Genomic DNA, 21,155 nt, shown 5'->3' on the forward strand with positions numbered 1-21,155 from the left:
GATGATTCATTACAAGACTTCAGAGGAAGTTAAGTTAATAAAAGAGAGTGCAGACATATTAGCAAAAGCTCATGGAGAAGTAGCTAAGTATGTTAAAGAAGGGGTAAAGACCTCTTTTCTAGATAAGATTGCTGAAGAGTATATTAGGGATAATAAGGCAGTTCCATCCTTCAAAGGATACAATGGATTTCCTTCCTCTTTATGTATTTCAGTGAATGAAGTGGTTGTCCATGGATTTCCCAGCGATTATGAATTGAAAGATGGCGATATAATCTCAGTTGATTGTGGAGTCTTTCACCAAGGTTTTCATAGCGATTCCGCTTATACGTACCCTATTGGTGAGGTCTCTCCGGCTATTATTGAGCTCTTAAAAGCTACTAAAGATTCACTTTATCTTGGTATTGAGCAAGCCAAATTTGGTAATCGAGTAGGTGATATTGGTAATGCTATTCAAAAGTATGTTGAAGCTAAAGGTTACACGGTTGTCCGTGAATTAGTTGGACATGGTTTAGGGAAGAGCCTTCATGAATCTCCTGAAGTTCCGAATTATGGTAAAAAAGGTAGCGGACCATTATTAAAAAGTGGAATGGTAATCGCAATTGAGCCTATGGTTAATCTTGGCAGTAGAAATATTGTTCAGGAAAGAGATGGATGGACGATTCGTACTGCGGATCGAAAAGCATCTGCACACTATGAGCACACAGTTGCGATATTTGAAGATAGAACAGAGGTTTTGACAACCCATAAATACATAGAAGAGAATTTTAAATTCTAATATGGCTAAACAGACATCAATAGAGCAAGACGGAACTATCGTAGAAGCATTATCTAATGCAATGTTTAAGGTAGAACTAGAAAATGGACATCAATTGATCGCTCATATTTCTGGGAAAATGAGGATGAATTATATTAAGATCCTTCCTGGAGACAAAGTTAAATTGGAATTATCTCCCTATGATTTATCAAAAGGTAGAATAGTATATCGATATAAATAAACTGATATGAAAGTAAAGACATCTATCAAAAAGAGAAGTGTTGACTGTAAGTTGATCCGTAGAAAAGGGGTCCTTTATGTCATCAATAAGAAGAATCCAAAGTTTAAACAAAGACAAGGTTAAGATTATGGCTAGAATTGCAGGTGTAGACATACCAGACAATAAGCGAGGCGAAATCGGACTTACCTATATCTTCGGAATTGGAAGAAGTTCTGCTAAAGCTATCCTTAGCAAGGCCGGTATCTCTTTCGATAAAAAGGCAGGTGAGTGGGATGATGATGAATCAACCGCTATTCGTAACATTATTGCTGAAGAATTCAGAACAGAAGGTGTTCTGAAGTCAGAAGTCCAATTGAACATCAAACGACTGCTTGATATCGGTTGTTACAGAGGGTTGAGACACAGAAAAGGACTTCCTGTTCGTGGTCAGAAGACTAAGAACAATGCCAGAACAAGGAAGGGTAAGAGAAAAACAGTTGCCAACAAAAAGAAAGCAACTAAATAAAACCTGATTAGATTATGGCTCAGAAAAGAAACGATAAAGCAAAGGGTAAAAAGAGAGTAGTAAAGGTAGAAGCTGTAGGGCAGGTACACATCAAAGCCTCCTTCAACAATATCATCATCTCAATTACCAATAATGCAGGACAAGTGATATCTTGGGCCTCTGCCGGTAAAATGGGTTTCAGAGGATCGAAGAAAAACACTCCTTACGCAGCACAAATGGCCGCTCAAAATTGCGGGCAGGTAGCATACGACTTAGGTTTGAGAAAAATCGAAGTTTTTGTAAAAGGTCCAGGTGCTGGTCGTGAATCAGCGATCAGAACGTTGCAAAACGTAGGATTAGATGTGACGACTATAATAGACGTGACACCTATGCCACACAATGGCTGTCGTCCTCCTAAGCGTAGAAGAGTTTAATTATAAAATTGTAACAGAATGGCTAGATATACAGGTCCTAAAGCAAAGATCGCCAGAAAATTTGGTGAGCCTATCGAAGGGCATAGCAAAGCGCTACAGAAAAAGAATTACCCTCCAGGACAGCATGGTAGAGGTAGAAGAAAAAAGCAGTCAGAATACGCTATCCAGCTTGCTGAAAAGCAAAAAGCAAAATACATCTATGGTGTATTGGAGAGACAATTCGCAAAAATGTTTGGTATTGCTTCTAGAAAATCTGGAATAACAGGTGAGAACCTACTTCAGCTTCTAGAAGGAAGATTAGACAATACTGTGTACAGAATGGGTATTTCTCCAACTAGAAGAGGAGCTAGACAGCTCGTTTCACACAAGCATATTCTTGTGAATGGTGATGTGGTAAATATTCCATCTTATACACTTAAGCCAGGTGATGTGGTTTCAGTAAGAGAGCGTTCAAAGTCTCTTGAAGCAATCACTAGTAGCTTAGCTGGTAGAGGTGCAAACAAATATCCTTGGTTAGAGTGGGATGGCACGTCGTTGACCGGCAAATTCGTCAGTGTACCAGGTAGAGATGATATTCCTGAGAATATCAAGGAACAACTCATTGTCGAACTTTACTCTAAGTAATTTTAATATTTTCAGCTTTTAAAAAAGAACGAGATATATGTCCATTCTAGCATTTCAAATGCCCGAGAAAGTGGTTATGGAAAAGGCCGATGACTTTCATGGCTTATTCACTTTCAAACCACTCGAAAAAGGCTATGGAGTTACTATTGGTAACGCCCTAAGAAGAATTTTGCTTTCTTCTTTGGAAGGTTATGCAATCACTTCGGTTAAGATCCCTGGTGTAGTGCATGAATTTTCTACCATCGAAGGTGTAGTTGAAGACGTGACAGATATTATTTTGAACTTGAAGCAAGTGAGATTCAAGAAAGTGCATGAAGCATTTGACGGAAAAATCACCGTAGAGATCAAAAACCAATCTGTTTTGACTGCAGGGGACATCGCCAAGTTCACATCTTCCTTCGAAATTCTAAATCCAGATTTAGTGATTTGTCATATCGACGAGGCTAAGAACTTTGAGATGGAATTGGTAGTCGAAAAAGGAAGAGGATACCTACCAGCTGAGGAGTCCAAGCCAAAAGAACAAATCTTCGGAACCATCGCAATCGATGCTATTTTCACTCCTATTAAGAACGTGAAGTATAGCGTAGAAAATACCCGAGTGGAACAGAAGACTGACTTCGAAAAATTGATCCTTGAAGTTTCTACAGATGGTTCTATCCATCCTGAGAAAGCACTTCAAGAGTCTGCTAAAATTTTGATTCAACACTTTATGTTATTCTCTGACCAAACTATGGTCCTTGATTCAACTGGAGTTGCTGAGCCGGAGCCTATCGACGAAGAGTTCTTGCACATGAGAAAATTGTTGAAGACTTCATTGAGTGATCTTGACCTATCGGTTAGAGCATTCAACTGTCTTAAAGCAGCTGATGTGAAGACTTTAGGAGATCTTGCCAGACTTGAAATTTCTGATATGATGAAATTCAGAAACTTTGGTAAGAAATCGCTTGCAGAATTAGAGCAGCTTATCCAAGATAAAGGATTGACTTTTGGAATGGATATTTCAAAATATAAACTTGATGAAGAATAATTAATATGAGACACGGTAAGAAATTTAACCACCTTGGAAGGAAGGCTGCTCACCGAAAGGCAATGCTTTCTAATATGGCGACTTCGCTGATTCTTCACAAGCGTATCTCCACCACGCTTGCCAAGGCAAAAGAATTGAAGAAATATTTGGAACCTCTTGTGACTAGAGCTAAAGAGGATACTACTCACAATAGACGTATGGCTTTCTCTTATTTGAAAAATAAAGAGGCAATCATCGAATTATTTGGAGGAGTAATTGAGAAAGTAGCAAATCGTCCAGGAGGATATACCCGAATCATCAAGACAGGTTTTAGATTAGGTGACAACGCAGAAATGTGTATCATTGAATTGGTAGACTTTAACGAATTGATGCTTAAGGATGCTAAGCCTGCGAAAAAGACTACTAGAAGATCTAGAAGAGGTACTTCTACAACTGCTTCAGCTTCTGATGCGAAAGTAGAAACTCCTGCTGTAGAAGCTAAAGCTGAAGAGCCTAGTGCTCCTGAGGCAAAAGAAGATTCATCTGAAGGCGAAACTGAAGAAAAATAAGTTGAAGCCCTTGCTGACTATATCAAAGGATTGGACATTCGTTCAATCCTTTTTTTATACCCTTTTCTATCCTAATCCTTCCCAATAAATATTTAACTTTGGACAACTCAAAAAGAACGATGATTAAACAAAAAGCAACTTTACTCTTAGCGGATGGAACTGTTTTTCACGGTTCATTGATTGGAAACCCTGGAACAAATGGTGGCGAAATTTGCTTCAACACTGGAATGACCGGGTATCAAGAGATTTATACAGATCCATCTTACACCGGTCAGATAATTGTCACTACTACCTCTCATATCGGGAACTATGGTGTAATTGATGAAGAGGTAGAATCTGATCATCCCACTATTGGAGGGATTGTGGTTAACAGCTTCTCTGATGTGTATTCCAGATTGGATGCTGACGGATCACTTCAGGATTATTTGGTAAAAAATGAGATTACCGGTATTGCTGATATCGATACAAGAAAACTTGTTCGTCATATAAGATCCAAGGGAGCTATGAATGCCATCATCAGTTCAGAATTTGAAGATAACCTTGAAGGTCTTTATGCTGAACTCGAAAAGGTTCCTGACATGAATGGTCTTGAACTTTCTTCTGCAGTCTGTACTCAGGAACCTTATTTCTACGGGGATGAAAATGCCTCTATAAAGGTTGCCTGCCTTGATTTTGGTATCAAAAGGAATATCCTTAGAAATCTTGCAAGCAGAGGAGTATACTGTAAAGTATTTCCTGCTAAAACCAAACTTTCCGAAATGGAAGCGTGGTCACCTAATGCATATTTTCTTTCCAATGGACCAGGTGATCCTGCTGTGATGGAATATGCAGTGGCTACGACTAAAGATATTTTGGCAACAGGCAAACCTATTTTTGGGATCTGCCTTGGACATCAGATTCTTGCTGAATCCTGTGGGATTTCAACATATAAGATGCACCATGGACATAGGGGATTGAATCATCCGATCAAAAATTTGAAAACCGGAAAAAGTGAAATTACCTCACAAAATCACGGTTTCAATATTACTAGAGAAGATGCAGAGAACAATCCAGAGGTAGAAATTACCCATGTTCATTTGAATGACAATACTGTTGCAGGAATCCGATTGAAAAATAAGCCTGCTTTTTCAGTACAATATCACCCGGAATCTTCACCAGGTCCTCATGATTCGAGGTATCTTTTCGATGATTTCATTTCTTTAATTAATCAAAATTAAATCCTATAAACCTTTTAAAACTATGACGTTGATTCAATCAATTCATGCAAGACAAATTCTAGACTCTAGAGGAAATCCAACCGTTGAGGTGGATGTATATACCGAAAACGGAGCCTTCGGCAGAGCAGCAGTACCTAGCGGTGCTTCGACTGGTATCAACGAAGCTGTAGAGCTTCGTGACGGCGATAAAAAAGCTTACATGGGCAAAGGAGTGATGAAAGCTGTTTCCAATGTAAATGACATTATTGCTTCTGAGCTAGTTGGCTTTGACGTATTTGAGCAAAATCTAATCGATCAAATCATGATCGAGTTGGACGGAACTCCCAATAAAAGTAAGCTTGGCGCTAATGCAATCTTAGGTGTTTCATTGGCCGTAGCCAAAGCGGCTGCAATGGAGTCAAATCAACCACTTTACAGATATGTAGGCGGAGTAAACGCTAATACGCTTCCAGTTCCGATGATGAATATCATTAATGGTGGTTCTCACTCAGATGCTCCAATTGCCTTCCAAGAGTTTATGATCCGTCCGGTAGGAGCTCCTACTTTCTCTGAAGCCATGCGAATGGGGACTGAGATTTTTCATAACCTAAAGAAAATCCTTCATGACAAGGGCTTGAGTACTGCAGTAGGTGATGAAGGTGGCTTTGCACCAAATTTCTCCGGCGGAACAGAAGAGGCACTAGCCTGTATTCTTGATGCGATTTCCAAAGCTGGATACGAAGCTGGAAAAGACGTAACTATCGCATTGGATTGTGCTGCTTCTGAGTTTTTTAAAGATGGAAAGTATGATTATAAGAAATTTGAAGGTGATACAGGAAGAACTAGAAGCCGTGAGGAGCAGGTGAATTACCTTGCAGAACTTTCCGAGAAATACCCAATCGACTCTATTGAGGATGGTTGTGCGGAAGAAGATTGGGAAGGTTGGGCAATGCTTACTGCGAAAATTGGTGATCGTGTACAATTGGTAGGTGATGATCTTTTTGTAACCAACGTGAAATTCCTGAAGAGAGGAATTGAGGAGAAATCAGCGAACTCAATCTTGATCAAAGTAAATCAGATCGGTACCCTTACCGAAACGATCAATGCAGTAAATCTTGCTCATAAGGCTGGTTTTACAGCTGTGATGTCGCATCGATCTGGCGAAACTGAAGACTCTACCATTGCTGACTTAGCGGTTGCTTTGAATTGTGGACAGATTAAGACTGGTTCCGCATCTCGTTCTGACCGTATGGCTAAATACAATCAATTGCTTCGCATCGAAGAGCAGTTGGGAGATTCCGCGATATTCAACGGTAAATTTGCCTGATCAATTCTCTGATCAAATGTAAAATGAAGACAGTCTTTCGGGGCTGTCTTTTTTTTGCATCATTTTTGTAACTTGATCAGCAAATCGAAATCTTTATGAGTAAGTACCTCAAATACACCAAGAATTTTTACTTTTTAGGATTGGCATTTTTCCTCGCTTGGATGATTTTTATTGATTCTAATAGTGTGATCAATCAAGTCAAACTAAGCAGCAAACTGAACACACTGGAGGATCAAAGAGACTTTTATTTGGAACGTAAAGCTAAAATTAATGCCGAACGTGAGGAGTTAATGAGTAATCCCGAACTTTTGGAAAAGTTTGCCCGTGAAAGATACCTAATGAAAAAACCGACTGAGGATCTCTATGTTATTGTCAAAAAGTAAAACACTCCTATTATTTTTCATCTTTTTCATTGGTTTGGCTTCCGCTTCCATGGCTCAGCGGGAATACTACCCTGGTGATAGTATTCCATTCAAGGACAGGCTTTATTTTGGAGGAAACTTCGGGATGCAGTTCGGTACAGTGACTCTAATCGATGTTTCACCTTTAGTAGGAGTCATGATTACTCCAAAATTCTCATCGGGAGTAGGGATTACCTACCAGTACTTTAATGATCAAAGATATATCGGAGGAGAGACCTCTTCCTACGGCGGTAGGCTCTTCAGCAGATACAACGTCCTGCCTAATATTTTCCTTCACGCAGAATACGAATCCATCAATTTTGACAATTATAATTTCCTATCTGAGCGTTTTGAACGTATCTGGTCTAACGCACTTTTTTTGGGCGGCGGATATTTTGCCCCATTTGGACCTAGAGGCGGAGCTAATTTTACTTTTTTGTACAACGTCCTGCATGACAATCTTCGATCACCCTATGGTGAACCTTATGTGATTCGAGTGGGTTTTGTACTGTAATCAAACCTAGTCAAACCTTCATGGATTCTTTTATTTCAAAACTCTTTCTTGCCCACCAAGAATGCTCGGATTGTCCTTCCCCAAAAGTAATTAAACAGTTTTTTGAAGAATTACTGGGATTGCTTTTCCCCGAGTATACAGTAGAAAAAATCAGTGAAAAGGAAGAGTTGTCAGCGAAATTGGATCAACTTCAAAATAGTTTTACTTCGATTCTGAGTAGAAACAAACATTTGTTCGAGGGAAAGGCAGAATTGATTTCTCAGAAGTTTTTCCAAAACCTCGAACGTATCTACGATTGGGTGCATCAGGATATAGATGCGATGTATGCCGGAGATCCGGCAGCTAAATCCAGAACTGAGATTCTTCGGAGTTATCCCGGTTTTTACGCGATTGCTGCCTATCGAATTGCCAATCAAATGCATCGCCAACGAATCCAGCTTATCCCACGAATGATTACTGAATTGGCACATAGCCGTACCGGAATTGACATTCACCCGGGAGCAACCATAGGCCAATATTTCTGTATTGATCATGGTACTGGAGTGGTAATCGGCGAGACTACTGTAATCGGTGATCATGTCAAAATCTATCAGGGAGTCACACTTGGAGCACTTAGCGTAGAAAAGGCTGATGCAGATAAAAAGCGCCATCCTACCATCGAAGATTATGTGGTTATTTATGCTGGTGCTACGATTTTGGGAGGAAAAACTACAATTGGTAAAAACAGCGTCATCGGTGGGAATGTCTGGTTGACCAAAAGTGTACCCGCCGGTAGCAAAGTGTACTATCAAGCGCAGATGTATCATTCAGATTCTGCAGTGACAGATTTATATATTTTTAAAAACGAAGAAGATGCGACTAGTTGAACTAATCGGGAATACTCCTTTGATTGAATTGGAACATATTCCTACCAATCCGAATGTAAAGATTCTATGCAAGCTGGAAGGTCAAAATCCAGGCGGAAGTGTGAAAGATCGAGCAGCCTTTAATATGCTCCAAGCGGCACTAGAGCGGGGAGAAATCAAATCAGGAGATAAATTGGTCGAAGCTACGAGTGGAAATACTGGAATCGCTCTGGCGATGGTGGCCAAAGTTCTTGGACTGGAAATGACGCTGATCATGCCGGATAATTCTACCAAAGAACGAGTCTTGACCATGGAAGCTTATGGGGCCAAAGTCATTTTGACCCCTGCTGCCAAAACCATTGAGTATTCTAGGACCCTTGCTGAGGAAATGAATGCCAACGAAGGGTATTTCATGCTGGATCAATTTGCTAATCCGGATAATTACCTGGCGCATTATAAGACAACTGGTCCTGAAATCTGGAATGATACAAATGGAAAAGTAACTCATTTCGTCTCTGCAATGGGGACTACAGGGACCATTATGGGAGTTTCTAAATATCTCAAAGAGAAAAATCCCGCAATCCAAATCGTCGGCACCCAACCTACCGATGGATCCAGTATCCCAGGGATCCGAAGGTGGTCCAAAGAATTTTTACCCAAGATTTTTGATGCTTCTCGGGTGGATCAGGTGATTGATGTGAGTCAGGATCAAGCTACAGCAATGACTCGCCGAATGGCCAAAGAAGAGGGGATCCTTGCAGGAATGAGTAGTGGAGGAGCATTATTTGCCGCTCTGGAACTTGCAAAAACATTGGACTCCGGACTAATCGTCTGCATTACCTGTGATCGTGGTGATCGCTATTTGAGCTCGGATCTGTTTGGGTGAAATTTACTTGAAAAAGTATTTAACTTGAAAAAATGGGTGAGGACATTTTCCCCACCTATTTTTAAAAGACAATAAACCAACCTACCAAATTAAAAATTATGATGAAGGCTAAACTGAAGTTGGCCTTTAGCCCATTCATTAGTGGTTTGCTTCATCCAGCCTGATTGAACTCTCAAATTATTTTGGAGTCCATACCCTAGCCCCAGATAGGTTCTATTCCTGTCAAAGAACTGAACGCTTCTCCCATCTCCAATTTCTTTTTGGCCGTTAATGAAAATCTCATTGTAGAGGGCTAGATAAAGCGCATTTTTCTCGAGTTTAGTTTTATTTAAGGGTACGTTTAGGAATAAATTATACCGATAGCGAGTTCTGAAATCTTGGTTTTCGACCCAACGTTGTTCAAACCTCAATCGATGCGTCAGAAAAAATCTCCCTCCGATTTTTTGAGGGAAAAGAGCTTCCTGATAGATTCTATTTTCAGCTGTGTTTAAGTCATCTTCACCAAAGGCTCCTGAAGAAATAAAGGCATATCCGGCGGTAAAGGTGATTACGGCATTTTTCGGGGTATAGGTTAGACCTGTTCTAAGCAACAATTGTTCTTTATCAGAGCCTAGATTCCAAGACCGATATTGATAATCTCCTTGAATTCCAAATTGACTATTCTGGAATTTTTTCGTGAAGAAATACATATACCATGCACCAAGTTGATCTTGGTTAAAATTAGTTTGGGCTTTTCCTACGGTGCAGATTAATAGCAGGAAAATGGCGACATAGAGTTTTTTCATGGAGAAGTAATTTGGGAATCCGGGTCTTTTCGAATTCCCGAAAATCCATTTTATTTTTTGGAAAATTTAGGCAAACTGGTTATAGTTTCTTCTATAAAGTTTACATATCCTGTATTGAGATCATAAACTGCGCCCACGATTAGGACTTCTCCAGCATCTGATTTTCTACTAAGTACTGGTTCCAGGCTTCTCAATTCTTTTACTTGTTCGATTACATTTTCCCGAATGGCAAAATCTAAAGCTTCTTTTGCTGGGAGGTTGGCTGCCTTTGCTTTGAGGGAGGCAGGCTTGATAGCATTGATCAGCGTTACTACGTGACCAGGAGGGTTTTCGGGCAACTTCATTGCTGCATCCACTGCTCCACAGGATTCATGCCCTAAGACTACAATTAATTTTGTGCCTAACACGGCGGATCCATACTCTATGGTGCCATAGGAGGCTTCTGCCATGACTTGGCCTGCCGTTCTGGTGATGAAAATATCTCCAACTCCCTGGTCAAAGATGATTTCGTTAGGAACCCTACTGTCTGCACATCCCACGATGGTCGCAAACGGAGCCTGACCTCCTGAGTTGTTCTTTAGATCTGCATTAGTTTGTCGGGGACGGATACTTTTATCCTCTGCAAATCTTCGATTGCCATAGATGAGTTTTTTAATCCCATAATAGGGATCCGCAAATGCGGTATCTCGGTCTGCAAAATATTCTCCCTCTTTTACTTCGAGAAGTCTGTTAATTTCGGAGCTTGATTGTGCTTGAGATGAAAATATCGTCAATACAAAGAAATAGGGTATAGCAACAAATGCTAACCATGTTTTGGTTTTCATTTTTTTTGATTTAGAAGTAGTGAAATAAGGGGGTCTCGTCCTTTTCAGGAGGAGTAGGACTTCTTTGGATTAGTCCCAGCCTAGGAGTAATCCAAAGAAGATTTCTTCTACAGGCTAGGCTTGGTGTTCGGGGGGATTTTCGGCAGCCTTTTGATCAAGGCTTGAAAAAAATAAAGTGATCCATTTGTGCTTTGGACCTAGAAAAGTACTAGGGACAATCATTTCTCCTAAAGATTTTTCCACAAACCACTCCATTTTAACTTCTTCTTCTCCTTCTAATTCCAACTCCAAGTTCATTTCAATTGAACTATCCTTGTCAGCAGTCAAAGCAGAATGATTGTCACCCAAAACTCCTACAAGGAGCATCAGCGCGCAAATCAAACAAGAAATAAGCTGCTTTGGTAAATACATGGTTGAATCTTTGGTCTATGAACTTGGTAGGGAGGAAAAGGTTTGATTTTTTTTGAAGCTTGCTAGTAACTAGAATTGGCTAGTTGATCAATTTATTAATCAGCCCATCTTTACCTTGGGAGATCGAGTCCAGTTTCTTGCTGGTTCGGTCTAGCAAAGAATCCAGTTTTTGGATTTTTTCGGTTTCTTGATTGATCAGGGAATCTAAGGTAAGGACCTTCTCTACTTCCTGATTGACTAGAGAATCCAAGGCCTCGGCATGCTCCAAAGCTCTGGAAAGTTTTTTTGAAATTTCTTCTGCGGAATTTCCACATGAGCTGATCAGCAAGAGAAATATCCCCAATCCGCTGATTTTTAAGAAATAGCTTTTCATCTGTTTATAATTTGATTTTTAATGGTCATATAGCCTGTCCCGTCCCGATACATATCGGGATCGGGAGAGTCTCGCATTTCGATCCAGATAGCCATCGGGACATCCCACTGTGTGACGTTATCGTCATGCTCGATTTTATAATAATTGATTTTGGGCAGGGATACGGGCAAAAAGGTGCGGGAGTTTGATTTTATTTTTGAAGGGAATGCAAAACTAATTTCTGTAACCTTGTTCCAATAAGCTCCGTTGCACTCCCTTAAAATCAAAAACCAATTATTATGAAACTACTTAATTTTCTTTCGAAATGGAGAAACAAAACAGGTTTAGAAGCCCGAAAGACTATGTTATTGCTCACTTTAAGTTTGGGCACTTTGGGAATGGTAGAGGGGACCACCTTGAGGGATTCCGATTCTACCGCCATATCCTTAGAAGAGGAGTCTTTGCGGATAGAGATAAAACTGGATGGCTTGCCGGAACTACCGTCACTGACTTTGGTAGATAAAAATTTAAATCTGGTAGCCCAATTTTACGGAAATACCCAAATATTGAAAAAAAGATTCGAAGCCGTGTTCCAAGAGGCCATATTGCTAACGGAATACAACCAAGGAAGGATTTATTTGGTCCCTTCTCAAGAGTGAAATTGAAAGGGAAGTAGGTTGAGCATAAGTGATGACACTTGTGCTCTTTCTTTTAATCTTAAATGAAAAAGACTTAGGATCAAAATCCATGGGGAGAGAAGTGACGAAGGATTAAATCAAGGACAGAAAGGATTTAAAATCAGAAAGCTTAATTCAGAAATCTGAAAATTTCAACCATTGAGCATATGAAGGATTTTTTTTTACCACAAAGCCCACAAAGGTTTTCGCAAAGGACACAAAGGATTTAAAATCAGAAAGCTTAATTCAGAAATCTGAAATTTCAATCACTGCGGATTATAAGGTTTTTTTTAACCACAAAGTCCACGAAGGTCTCGCAAAGACGTTTTGCCTCAGTTCTTATCTCCACGAATCGCAAGAAATTCACCTAGTCTAGCGCTAGTGCCGAAGGCACAAAACCATTCATGACCATGGGTGGAGCTTGCGGAACCCATGGTAAAAGAAATAACAATCAATCCCACTCCCGCGCAGGATCTCCATCTGGAAAACAAAAGAATATGCGGGAGGATGGATACGGATTTTTTTACCCCGGTTTGTGTTTCCACAAACCGAAATTGTCAATGCCTGGTTTTGAGTCTCCACAAACCGCAATTAGCTTGAGATTGGATTGAGATTGAAAAAGACGGCAAAGCCGTCCAACCTTTCTATACCGCGTCCGCCGTGGCGGAGCCCTAGGTGCAACCTAGGGAAAAATGTGATCAAGAGAGGTAGACGACAACCCTGAATGGGGTTGAACTTAGAGGGGGAATTGTAAATTTCTATCTGATATAAGGGTGTAATTACTCCCGTACTGCTGTCGGGATTACGCCCAGGCAAACATTCTTCTACACCCAGTCCGGGTAGTGGGATTTTTTTAGCCACGAAGGGCGCAAAGGATTAAATCAAGGATACAAAGGTTTTTTTTACCGCTCCCGACAATGGTATGGGAACCCTCAAAGGTTTTCGTGAAAGCCACAAAGGGTATTTAGAATTCTTTTTCTGTGGTTCGTTTCTTCACGAAATACAATTAATTGCAAACATGGGATGTGGATTTTTTGTCTTCAAATATCAATACGTAAAGATGATCCTGAAAGGATCTAACCTTTCAATAGCCTCCGGTGCAACCGGAGGTTAAGGATTCGAGATGGGAATGTCAACCCTGAAAGGGTTGAACTTTGCCTCGGTTACTGTCCCCACGAAACGCAAGGTGGAATTACAAAACAGCATAGTCGATGTCCATGCGATGTTCTGATTTTCCAGAATTCCCTTTATTGAACTGAAAAAATAATTTAACCTAGGTGTTTGGTTTTAAAATAAAAGGATTTAACTTAAACGTAAGTTTTTAAACAATCTTCACTTAACCAATTTTTACAATGGAGAATAAAATTTCCTACATGATCCCAACAGCGGATCTGAAGCAGATCAAAGAAGCGATCGCAGTGTTACAGGCCAAATTAGAGCCTAATTTGATTTCCCTTACCATTGAGGAGCGCAGGAACCTCAACAAGATGGGAGAGGTATCCAGACCTTTTGTAGAGAAGGTCATGGAGTATGTAGAGATCAATCCCGAATTCAAATCTCCCTACAACAATGTAGATGAGATGAACAAGGATTGGACATTGATCAACCAATTAGGATCTGTCTTCAACATTCTCAATCAGATTTGTTCCAATCTGGATGATACCCTGTTGGAAGCTGGGGCAGAAGTACTCGATCAAGCCAATAAGTACTATGGCTCGGTTCAGATCGCTGCCAAAGACGGTATGCCTAATTCCAAAAAAGTGTATGAAGATCTCGCCGTGCGCTACGAGCGAAGATCCAAGCGAAGGAACGGAGACCCCGCAGGAGTATAAGTTGAATAATCATCCTAAAGCCCGAGGCAATCGCCTCGGGTTTTTTTATGTGCAGTCCAGAATCCTTACGTTAAGTTATTACCACTCGAATTAAGGTGTTTACTACTCAAATTTGAGTCTTTACCACTCAACTTAAGGTGTTGAACACTTAAATTAAGGTGATTACTACTCGAATTAAGGTGATTACCAGTCAAGTTTGAGTCTTTACCACTCGAATTAAGGTGATTACCACTCAAGTTTGAGTGTTGAACACTCAAATTAAGGTGATTACCAATAAAGTTTGGGTGTTGAACACCTTAACTTGAATCCTTGCATGTCAAATGAACTCGTAATGATTCTAGGAAATTGTTCGACCCCACTGGGGTCCTTGTGATCCATTTGATATTCCTTTTCCATGGGTGAAACCCATGGCTATTGAAAGATTTGACCACATTGTGGTCATTTTTTAAATTTATTTTTTTCGATTTTAAAAGGAGATTGGATTGGGATTGAAAAAGACGGCAAAGCCGTCCAACCTTTCAATACCGCGTCCGCCGTGGCGGAGCCCTAGGTGCAACCTAGGGAAAAGGGTGAACAAGAGAGGAAGACGATAACCCTGAAATGCCTGTCCCGATTATTTCGGGGGGGAGGGTGAACTTTTTGGGATCCACGATAGACATCGGGAGGAATTGCTCCCGTAAGCTTTCGAGATTACACCCAGCGTCCATCGAACCTCAAAACTGAAAAGCAATAAACTACGCTCAGGTGGGGCAGACTCAATGGTCTGGCTTTTTTGCAATTCCAATTATATTAAGATCCACCAACTCCAAGGATTTGACCATATCCTTTACAGTTTCCTTGTATTTCAAAAAATGAGGGGTAAGGATATGCGTTTGGTAGGCAGCAGAATCGGCATAGATTTCCAATATTGTGATGGTGGTTGGATCACTTTTATCTGCGACTGCATGATACGATAAGACACCTTGCTCCACACGGACGGCTGTCTCCATTTGCTCTTTGAGTGCAGTGGTGTACTCCACTAATTGCAAGGGGTCCACCTTAATCTTGGCAAATCGTACCATTTGATCCCTTTCCTGCGCGAGGGCAGGAGTGCTTAATGTTAAGACCAGAAGAATGATGCAAAAACCAAAGCTGAGGACTTTGGTAAATCTTAGTTGCAGTTTGGATATTAGATTGCAGACCGTCATATATTTTCTTAATTACAAGTTTTTCAATTCCCCTCCACTATTCGAATCTCCTCCTCCGTCAATCCATATAACTTATACACCAAGGCGTCGATTTCGGCATCGAGGCGGTTGATTTCTGATTGGAGGGGCTTTAATTATTCTTATTGATTTCTTTTATATGATTTGAAATAGCTCCATGGATTTTATCCAGTAAATCAGAAGGTTTAAATTTTAATGTTTTTAAAATTGAAAGAGATCTTTCGAACGCAATGAATGTGACAAAAGATTGTAAAATAGCCTTATTAAAATTAATATCTATTTCGCTAGCTTGTGATTGAAAAGATAAAATATTATTAAATATTAATACAATAAAATAAACAGAATAAATAGTAAATCGTATGTTGTTTTCGGAAAGAAGATAGTCTGAAATTTCTTTATATTTAAGAATTTTATCAGGACTATCCGAACTACCAGGAGATATATAATTGATAAATTTTCTGATTTGGAAATTAAATATAACAGCACTAAACACAGCAAAAGTCCATGTCAAATATGTAATTAAAGTAGAAGATTCTACTAAACCAAAATATTCTAATGACCAAAATAGATAATATGAAACACTTATTACTAAACCAAAATACAAAATGGAATTCTTAATTAACTCCATAAAGGGTAGAATTAGAACTCCAAGAATCAGAAATAATTCTGCTGGAAATGAAATAATATTTATAATTTTTTTAAATATTTTAAATTTAATGAATTTGGACAATATTGTTAAAATTGAGATAAATACTAAGTATCCTACAAAATATCCCATAAAGGGATAATCTGGATCAAAATTCTTAATTAAGTAAATAAAGAAGAAAAAAATACCAAAAATAATTAAGAAGATAAATGTCGCCTTAATTTCCTTTATATAATTATTCATCCCTCACCCCCTTCCACTATCCTAATCTCCTCTTCCGTCAATCCATATAAGGCATACACCAAGGCGTCGATTTCGGCATCGAGTCGGTTGATTTCTGATTGGAGTGCTTGGGCTTTGGCTCTTTGTTCATTGAAGTAGGCCATCCACTCGGCCTCTTCCCCTAGGCTTAACTTCACCTTGGCCTTTTTCAACTCTCCCAAGAATCCCTTGAAATCTAAGGAAGGCCAGTTTTGGAGTTTGGTGGAGGGTTTGTCTATTGAGAATTTATGAGAAACATGGGTAAGAAAAGAAGATTCTACCAGCTGCTTTTTATCTGTAGCCTCAATAATTAAATCAGCTAACTGCTCGAAATTTCCCTCATGCCTAAATTCAGGAATAGGTATTTGTTCAAAATATTGAGGTTTAACTTCGATATATCCTCCACTTCTTACCACACAAATTGATTTTAAAAACAACCAGACAACTTTCGAATTTAAAATGCACAATAGGGTTTTCCGATCCGAGGGAATGAATACCGCTGGGGCGTTTACATAAACACTTTGATCATCAAAAGAGAATTTATTTGCATTTTGAAGATTAGGGAAAATTATTTTTGGTTCATTGAATAAACCATAATAGGCACAATTCCTTAACTCCCACCAAAAGTCGCCTTTATCATATCTCTTTTTGGCTGCTTCTTGATTAGGTAAAAGAATTTCCATTATCTCGGAAAAATCTGATTTCATTTTTTCTAGAGCCTGGTCTTCATTTATTTCAGCACCATATTTATTTTTTGTCCATCCTCTCGGAAATAGAATAAGTTTCTGTGAAGGTTTAGGAGTATTCCACTTCTTCATTTCCTTTCCTTCATAAATTAATTTCACATTTTCAGATAAGTTTAAATTTCCATCAGTTATAAAACATTCGTTTAACGCTGTTTTTACACCGTAATAACATTTGCCGAAAACTTGTCTCAAAGAATCAAATCGATTAATTTTTCCAAATAGAGTTATCTGTTCTTTGGGTAAGAAAGACCATGATGAATCTTCTAAAGAACTTTGAAGGACATCAATCTTTGGATTATTAGATATGTCAATTACAGTCGCTTGAGCTGAATTAGGAATCTTTACAAATGGGAATTCAGATATTTTATCAAGGTTAGTATCTAATATTATAATTACAGGATAAGTAGTTGCTCCTTCAAAAATTTGTACTTGCGTAAAATCTATATATTCAAAAATTCTTGATTTCTCTTTTAAATACTTTCTAAGTACAGTACCTGCAGATGTTTTATCGAAAGTATTTGAAATAAAACCCATAAGACCTTTTTCCTGATGAATCAAACTAGTTCCTAATTCATAGAAATATGCAAACAAGTCACTAGCAGGATTATATACATTATATTTTGTGGAAAAATACTGTAGATACTCAGTCAATAATTCAGCTCTAACGTAAGGCGGATTTCCCACCACCACATCAAAACCTCCTTTGGCAAAGACTTTTGGGAATTGATCTTGCCAATTGAAGGCCAAGTCTCCCGCTACTTCGGGATCGTCGATCAGGGAGTTGCCTACCTTTATATTGGAACTGAGGGTACTGAGTTTTCTTCCTTTTTGTGCGGTGCGCAGCCATAAGGAAAGGCGGGCTATCTCTACAGACTCTTCATTGATATCGACTCCGAAGATGTTGTTTTCCAGAATATGGTTTTCCACATTGGGGAAGATGATCGAGCTTCCGAAGAGCATGGATTCCAGTTCGTCCAGGTAGCGATGCTCCCCCATTAGGAATTCCAGGACTTGATTGAGGAAAGCGCCCGATCCACAGGCAGGATCACAGATTGCGAGTTGAAGGAGCCATGCGCGATAGGTATTGAGTTTATCCCGGAGTTCTATCCGTCGTTTTTGCTCCGCATCCTTGGTTTTGAAGACTTTTCCTCGTGCGAATTCCTCATCGTTGATTTCCAGTTCGGCTTTTTTCTCCGTGCAGAGTTTGCCGACGGTATTGTCCACGATGTGCTTGGTGATGTATTTCGGGGTGTAGAAGACCCCGTCTTTCTTTCGTTTGGTTTTGCTTTTGTCCACTTGGGTGCCATCAAGCGAGGCGCGGACATTCTCGATGTCATTCAGACTGTGCTCGAAGATATGACCGAGGATATTGGTGTCCACTTCGGATTCAAAGTCGTACTCGGTGAGCTTGAGGACGTGGGTTTTGAGCAGTGCATCCGAGATGCTGAGATTGTCCAGCATGGGATCGGGTGCGAAGAGTCCCCCGTTGTAGGCATGGATTTCGGCTTTGCCGGGTTGTACCCGACCGGAGTTCATGTAGCCGAAGTACTTTTTGAACCGATCGTAGAGCGGGCGGTACTCGTCCATCTCCCTGAGTTTGTCCCATTGCTTGACGATCTCGGAGATGGAGTTTGGCGGTAGCAGTCCTTTGTCTTCCGCAAAGAAGATAAAAAGAAAGCGGTCGAGGAGCTTTTGGCTTTTCTTATAGAGTAGGAGTTCGTCGATGCCGGGATTATTGGCGACCATATCCTGCCAGAGTTGCTGCTTGAAGGCGGAGTAGTCGGAATAGAGTTTTTTGGTGACTTGCTCTTCGATCAGGAGGGATTCTGTTTTGATCTGTTGGGCGATTCCTGCGAGCAGGTTATCCTTTTGCAGGAGTAGCCACATCAATTTGAATTCCTCCCACTGCATGTGGAGTATAGCGAATTCGACATGATCGACTGCATTGTGAATGTAGAAGCGCAGCTTTTCGAAGTTGCTCGTGATTACATAGATGCAGTCGGGCTGATTGTTTTTATAATTGAAGGCTTGATCACGGATTTTTTCCAGGTCCTTGGTGTCGGTTCCTTTGAGTTCGATCACGGCAAGTGCTTTGCCATCTTTCAGAATAGCACCATCCGTTTTCTTACTATCTTTGATGTTTTTGAGTTCGGTGGTGAGGTTATAGTCCGGATCGGGATTGATGGTATAGCCTAGGATATTGACGAATAATTCTCTGAGAAATCCCTCCTGAAACTGTTCTTCCTTGGAAGCCCGGATATTTTCCCGACGCATGGGATCGTGGAAATAGGACAAATAAGCCCCAAAAGCGGCATGCATGGTGGCATGTTCTTGATTGGAGAGGTGTTTTTTAAGAACTGAACTTTGAAATAGGGCCATGAAAAATTTTTAAGCTACAACCAGGTAAGAGGGAAATAAAGACATTTGCTTAGGCAGAAAGCTAAATTATTAGCCAAAATAGAAAAATAACTGAAAGATTGGGAGTTGAATTTTTCGAATTGTCAGTTTTTGACGGAAAAGATTATCAGAGATTTATTTTTGGGTTCTAAAACTTATTATGGATTGGTTGTAAAAAGTTAGACCCCAGCCGGGGTCATTTGATTCCTATTGGTATTGGTTAAGCCATGGGTTGCACCCATGGTTATTGACAGATTTGATCCTTTCAGGATCATAATTTTAAAGAGCGTAACTGCTCCTAGGGCTGTTGAGTGGTTTGATCCTTTCAGGATCATATTAGGATAGGAGTTATAGTAATGGATGATCTCGATGTGTTCAAACTTTTGTCGCTAAATCAGCTGGTACAAACCTGTGCGGAAAATTGGAACCTTTATAAAACAAGACCACGAAGTGGTCGAACCTCTCAATAACCCCCGGTACCCTCGATAGCGATCGGGGGTACCGGGGGAAACAATGCCAACGATACCTACACCAACCCTAAAAGGGTTGAATGCTAGATATATCCTCATTCTGCCGCGATTCGTGTCTCCACGAAACGCAATTACCTGAAATGGACTCCTACTTCGTCTTTCTTATCTCTTTCTGGTAAGAGCCATCTGCTAAGCCTCTGACAATTGCTTTCATCCAAACCTTCGAGGTTAAAAAAACCTCAAAGGTTAACCCTCGCCTGAAACGGTCTAGTACTTCGTCTTTCTTATCTCTTATTTTTAGAAAAACCGCTTCATTTTATTCAACCCTGTTGTAATCACATACTCCGCATCCATCGCATAGTAGGTCGGGTTGAAGAGCTCCAGCGAGAGGATAATCTCACCTCCCTTTGATTTCAATACTTCGGAGAGTTCCTTGATCGGCGCGGCTCCATCTCCCGGGAAAACGCGATCCTTGTCCTGCTGCTCCAGACGTGGGATGTCTGCCGGGAAATCATTCATATGGAAAATATCAATGGCATGCCCATCCAGCATGCGCATGCCTTCGAAGCCTGAACCGCCACGGAAAAGATGATAGATATCGGCCAGGATTTTTGCGTCTTTGTCATCCGCTGCAGCAGCTACAGCCATCGCCTGTCCCAAATGATAGAAAGAAGGATAAGCTCCCCAAAATTCCAACTGAGGCATTACTCCTGTCTTTCTGCCAAGTTCGAGCAGTCGCTTGTACTTTTCTCCAGCTTGCATCAGATCGAGTGGAGCTTCTGTGCCAATGGCCGGAGCCGCCACTCTAGGACAATCGAGCTCAGCCAGAATCCCCATTTCCTTTTCCATCTGTACAAAACCTGTCTTACTTTTCTCCGAATCCTGAGCCATCCAAGTCGGAAATCCAATGCAATCAAAGAATTTAAGGCCTGCGTCCGAAGCCAGTTTTTTTAAGGAAGCCAAGGATTTTCCTGTTTCCAGATACCCCTGAATCTCCATCATCCAAGGCTCAAAGCCATCATAACCCGCTCGGGCTGCCAGCTCGATAATCTCAGGTAAGCTGAGCTTTTGTCCTCGAATGGTGCTGGTATTTAGTGAAAACAGAAATTGAGTTTCAGCTTTTGGGGTAGTTGCTGCGAAAGCAGATCCAAGTGGAAGGGCTGCGGTGGTGAGTGCAAGCGATTTGAGCAGGGTTCTTCTATTGATCATAAGTCTTTAAAGTATGGGTGGTCTTATCCATTTAAAATCTACTTTAGCCTTTCATGAAT

26 protein-coding genes are annotated in these 21,155 nt (G+C 40.3%); 16 read left to right on the plus strand and 10 right to left on the minus strand.

Going from position 1 to position 21,155, the window contains the following annotated elements:
- Position 1: 1 nt before the first annotated feature.
- The 14 genes from map to cysM all read left to right on the plus strand — a co-directional run bounded on the left by map (position 2) and on the right by cysM (position 9,281).
- Positions 2-775, plus strand: a complete 774-nt coding sequence (gene map, locus BVC88_RS04090; RefSeq protein ID WP_075349341.1) for a type I methionyl aminopeptidase — start codon at positions 2-4, stop codon at positions 773-775.
- A 1-nt stretch (position 776) separates the two neighbouring features.
- A complete protein-coding gene (infA, locus tag BVC88_RS04095) occupies positions 777-995 on the plus strand; it encodes a translation initiation factor IF-1 (RefSeq protein ID WP_009034195.1) in 219 nt (72 codons plus the stop codon).
- Positions 996-1,001: 6 nt separating this feature from the next.
- The gene (gene rpmJ, locus BVC88_RS04100) at positions 1,002-1,118 is read left to right on the plus strand and encodes a 50S ribosomal protein L36 (protein WP_075349342.1); all 117 of its coding nucleotides are present in this window, start codon (positions 1,002-1,004) and stop codon (positions 1,116-1,118) included.
- Positions 1,119-1,122: 4 nt separating this feature from the next.
- Positions 1,123-1,500, plus strand: coding sequence for a 30S ribosomal protein S13 (gene rpsM / locus BVC88_RS04105; protein WP_075349343.1), 378 nt, complete (start codon positions 1,123-1,125; stop codon positions 1,498-1,500).
- A gap of 14 nt (positions 1,501-1,514) precedes the next feature.
- A complete protein-coding gene (gene rpsK, locus BVC88_RS04110) occupies positions 1,515-1,913 on the plus strand; it encodes a 30S ribosomal protein S11 (protein ID WP_075349344.1) in 399 nt (132 codons plus the stop codon).
- An 18-nt stretch (positions 1,914-1,931) separates the two neighbouring features.
- Positions 1,932-2,537 (plus strand): 30S ribosomal protein S4, encoded by a 606-nt coding sequence (gene rpsD / locus BVC88_RS04115; protein WP_075349345.1) that lies wholly within the window; start codon positions 1,932-1,934, stop codon positions 2,535-2,537.
- Between the two features lie 37 nt (positions 2,538-2,574).
- Positions 2,575-3,564, plus strand: coding sequence for a DNA-directed RNA polymerase subunit alpha (locus BVC88_RS04120; RefSeq protein ID WP_075349346.1), 990 nt, complete (start codon positions 2,575-2,577; stop codon positions 3,562-3,564).
- Positions 3,565-3,569: 5 nt separating this feature from the next.
- Positions 3,570-4,112, plus strand: a complete 543-nt coding sequence (gene rplQ, locus BVC88_RS04125) for a 50S ribosomal protein L17 (RefSeq protein WP_075349347.1) — start codon at positions 3,570-3,572, stop codon at positions 4,110-4,112.
- Positions 4,113-4,231: 119 nt separating this feature from the next.
- Positions 4,232-5,329, plus strand: coding sequence for a glutamine-hydrolyzing carbamoyl-phosphate synthase small subunit (gene carA, locus BVC88_RS04130; protein ID WP_075349348.1), 1,098 nt, complete (start codon positions 4,232-4,234; stop codon positions 5,327-5,329).
- 22 nt (positions 5,330-5,351) lie between these two features.
- Positions 5,352-6,635, plus strand: a complete 1,284-nt coding sequence (eno, locus tag BVC88_RS04135) for a phosphopyruvate hydratase (protein WP_075349349.1) — start codon at positions 5,352-5,354, stop codon at positions 6,633-6,635.
- Positions 6,636-6,730: 95 nt separating this feature from the next.
- A complete protein-coding gene (locus BVC88_RS04140; RefSeq protein WP_075349350.1) occupies positions 6,731-7,018 on the plus strand; it encodes an FtsB family cell division protein in 288 nt (95 codons plus the stop codon).
- Positions 6,999-7,550, plus strand: a complete 552-nt coding sequence (locus BVC88_RS04145; RefSeq protein WP_075349351.1) for a hypothetical protein — start codon at positions 6,999-7,001, stop codon at positions 7,548-7,550. Before BVC88_RS04140 ends, BVC88_RS04145 begins: the two co-directional genes overlap by 20 nt.
- A 20-nt stretch (positions 7,551-7,570) precedes the next feature.
- Positions 7,571-8,416, plus strand: a complete 846-nt coding sequence (gene epsC, locus BVC88_RS04150; RefSeq protein ID WP_075349352.1) for a serine O-acetyltransferase EpsC — start codon at positions 7,571-7,573, stop codon at positions 8,414-8,416.
- Positions 8,403-9,281 carry a cysteine synthase CysM gene (cysM, locus tag BVC88_RS04155; protein WP_075349353.1) on the plus strand — a complete coding sequence of 293 codons (879 nt, stop codon included), beginning with the start codon at positions 8,403-8,405 and terminating at the stop codon, positions 9,279-9,281. The genes epsC and cysM overlap by 14 nt, the downstream gene beginning before the upstream one ends.
- An 89-nt stretch (positions 9,282-9,370) precedes the next feature.
- Here the strand turns inward: cysM and BVC88_RS04160 are convergent, their stop codons facing one another.
- The 5 genes from BVC88_RS04160 to BVC88_RS21280 all read right to left on the minus strand — a co-directional run bounded on the left by BVC88_RS04160 (position 9,371) and on the right by BVC88_RS21280 (position 11,844).
- A complete protein-coding gene (locus tag BVC88_RS04160) occupies positions 9,371-10,066 on the minus strand; it encodes a DUF2490 domain-containing protein (RefSeq protein ID WP_075349354.1) in 696 nt (231 codons plus the stop codon).
- Positions 10,067-10,116: 50 nt separating this feature from the next.
- Positions 10,117-10,890: a carbonic anhydrase gene (locus BVC88_RS04165; protein ID WP_083638995.1), complete on the minus strand. Its 774-nt coding sequence runs from the start codon at positions 10,888-10,890 to the stop codon at positions 10,117-10,119.
- A gap of 114 nt (positions 10,891-11,004) precedes the next feature.
- Entirely contained in the window at positions 11,005-11,301 is a 297-nt protein-coding gene (locus tag BVC88_RS04170; protein WP_075349355.1) for a hypothetical protein, read from the minus strand.
- 79 nt (positions 11,302-11,380) lie between these two features.
- Positions 11,381-11,674, minus strand: a complete 294-nt coding sequence (locus BVC88_RS04175; RefSeq protein WP_075349356.1) for a hypothetical protein — start codon at positions 11,672-11,674, stop codon at positions 11,381-11,383.
- Positions 11,671-11,844, minus strand: a complete 174-nt coding sequence (locus tag BVC88_RS21280) for a hypothetical protein (RefSeq protein ID WP_175574369.1) — start codon at positions 11,842-11,844, stop codon at positions 11,671-11,673. Before BVC88_RS21280 ends, BVC88_RS04175 begins: the two co-directional genes overlap by 4 nt.
- Positions 11,845-11,952: 108 nt before the next feature.
- Between BVC88_RS21280 and BVC88_RS04185 the strand changes: the two genes are divergently transcribed.
- Positions 11,953-12,312 (plus strand): hypothetical protein, encoded by a 360-nt coding sequence (locus tag BVC88_RS04185; RefSeq protein WP_075349358.1) that lies wholly within the window; start codon positions 11,953-11,955, stop codon positions 12,310-12,312.
- A 350-nt stretch (positions 12,313-12,662) separates the two neighbouring features.
- On the opposite strand, the gene BVC88_RS21115 is transcribed toward BVC88_RS04185, so the two are convergent.
- A complete protein-coding gene (locus BVC88_RS21115; protein WP_139316521.1) occupies positions 12,663-12,875 on the minus strand; it encodes a hypothetical protein in 213 nt (70 codons plus the stop codon).
- A gap of 807 nt (positions 12,876-13,682) precedes the next feature.
- Between BVC88_RS21115 and BVC88_RS04200 the strand changes: the two genes are divergently transcribed.
- Positions 13,683-14,162: a hypothetical protein gene (locus BVC88_RS04200; RefSeq protein ID WP_075349361.1), complete on the plus strand. Its 480-nt coding sequence runs from the start codon at positions 13,683-13,685 to the stop codon at positions 14,160-14,162.
- 755 nt (positions 14,163-14,917) lie between these two features.
- Here the strand turns inward: BVC88_RS04200 and BVC88_RS04205 are convergent.
- The 4 genes from BVC88_RS04205 to BVC88_RS04220 all read right to left on the minus strand — a co-directional run bounded on the left by BVC88_RS04205 (position 14,918) and on the right by BVC88_RS04220 (position 21,096).
- Positions 14,918-15,349, minus strand: a complete 432-nt coding sequence (locus tag BVC88_RS04205) for a putative quinol monooxygenase (RefSeq protein ID WP_075349362.1) — start codon at positions 15,347-15,349, stop codon at positions 14,918-14,920.
- 130 nt (positions 15,350-15,479) lie between these two features.
- Entirely contained in the window at positions 15,480-15,995 is a 516-nt protein-coding gene (locus BVC88_RS04210) for a hypothetical protein (RefSeq protein ID WP_139316522.1), read from the minus strand.
- Positions 15,996-16,252: 257 nt separating this feature from the next.
- Positions 16,253-19,399 (minus strand): Eco57I restriction-modification methylase domain-containing protein, encoded by a 3,147-nt coding sequence (locus BVC88_RS04215; RefSeq protein ID WP_075349364.1) that lies wholly within the window; start codon positions 19,397-19,399, stop codon positions 16,253-16,255.
- 785 nt (positions 19,400-20,184) lie between these two features.
- Entirely contained in the window at positions 20,185-21,096 is a 912-nt protein-coding gene (locus BVC88_RS04220; RefSeq protein ID WP_075349365.1) for a sugar phosphate isomerase/epimerase family protein, read from the minus strand.
- Between the last annotated feature and the right edge of the window lie 59 nt (positions 21,097-21,155).

The organism is Algoriphagus marinus (genome assembly GCF_001936475.1).
Lineage (GTDB): Bacteria > Bacteroidota > Bacteroidia > Cytophagales > Cyclobacteriaceae > Algoriphagus > Algoriphagus marinus.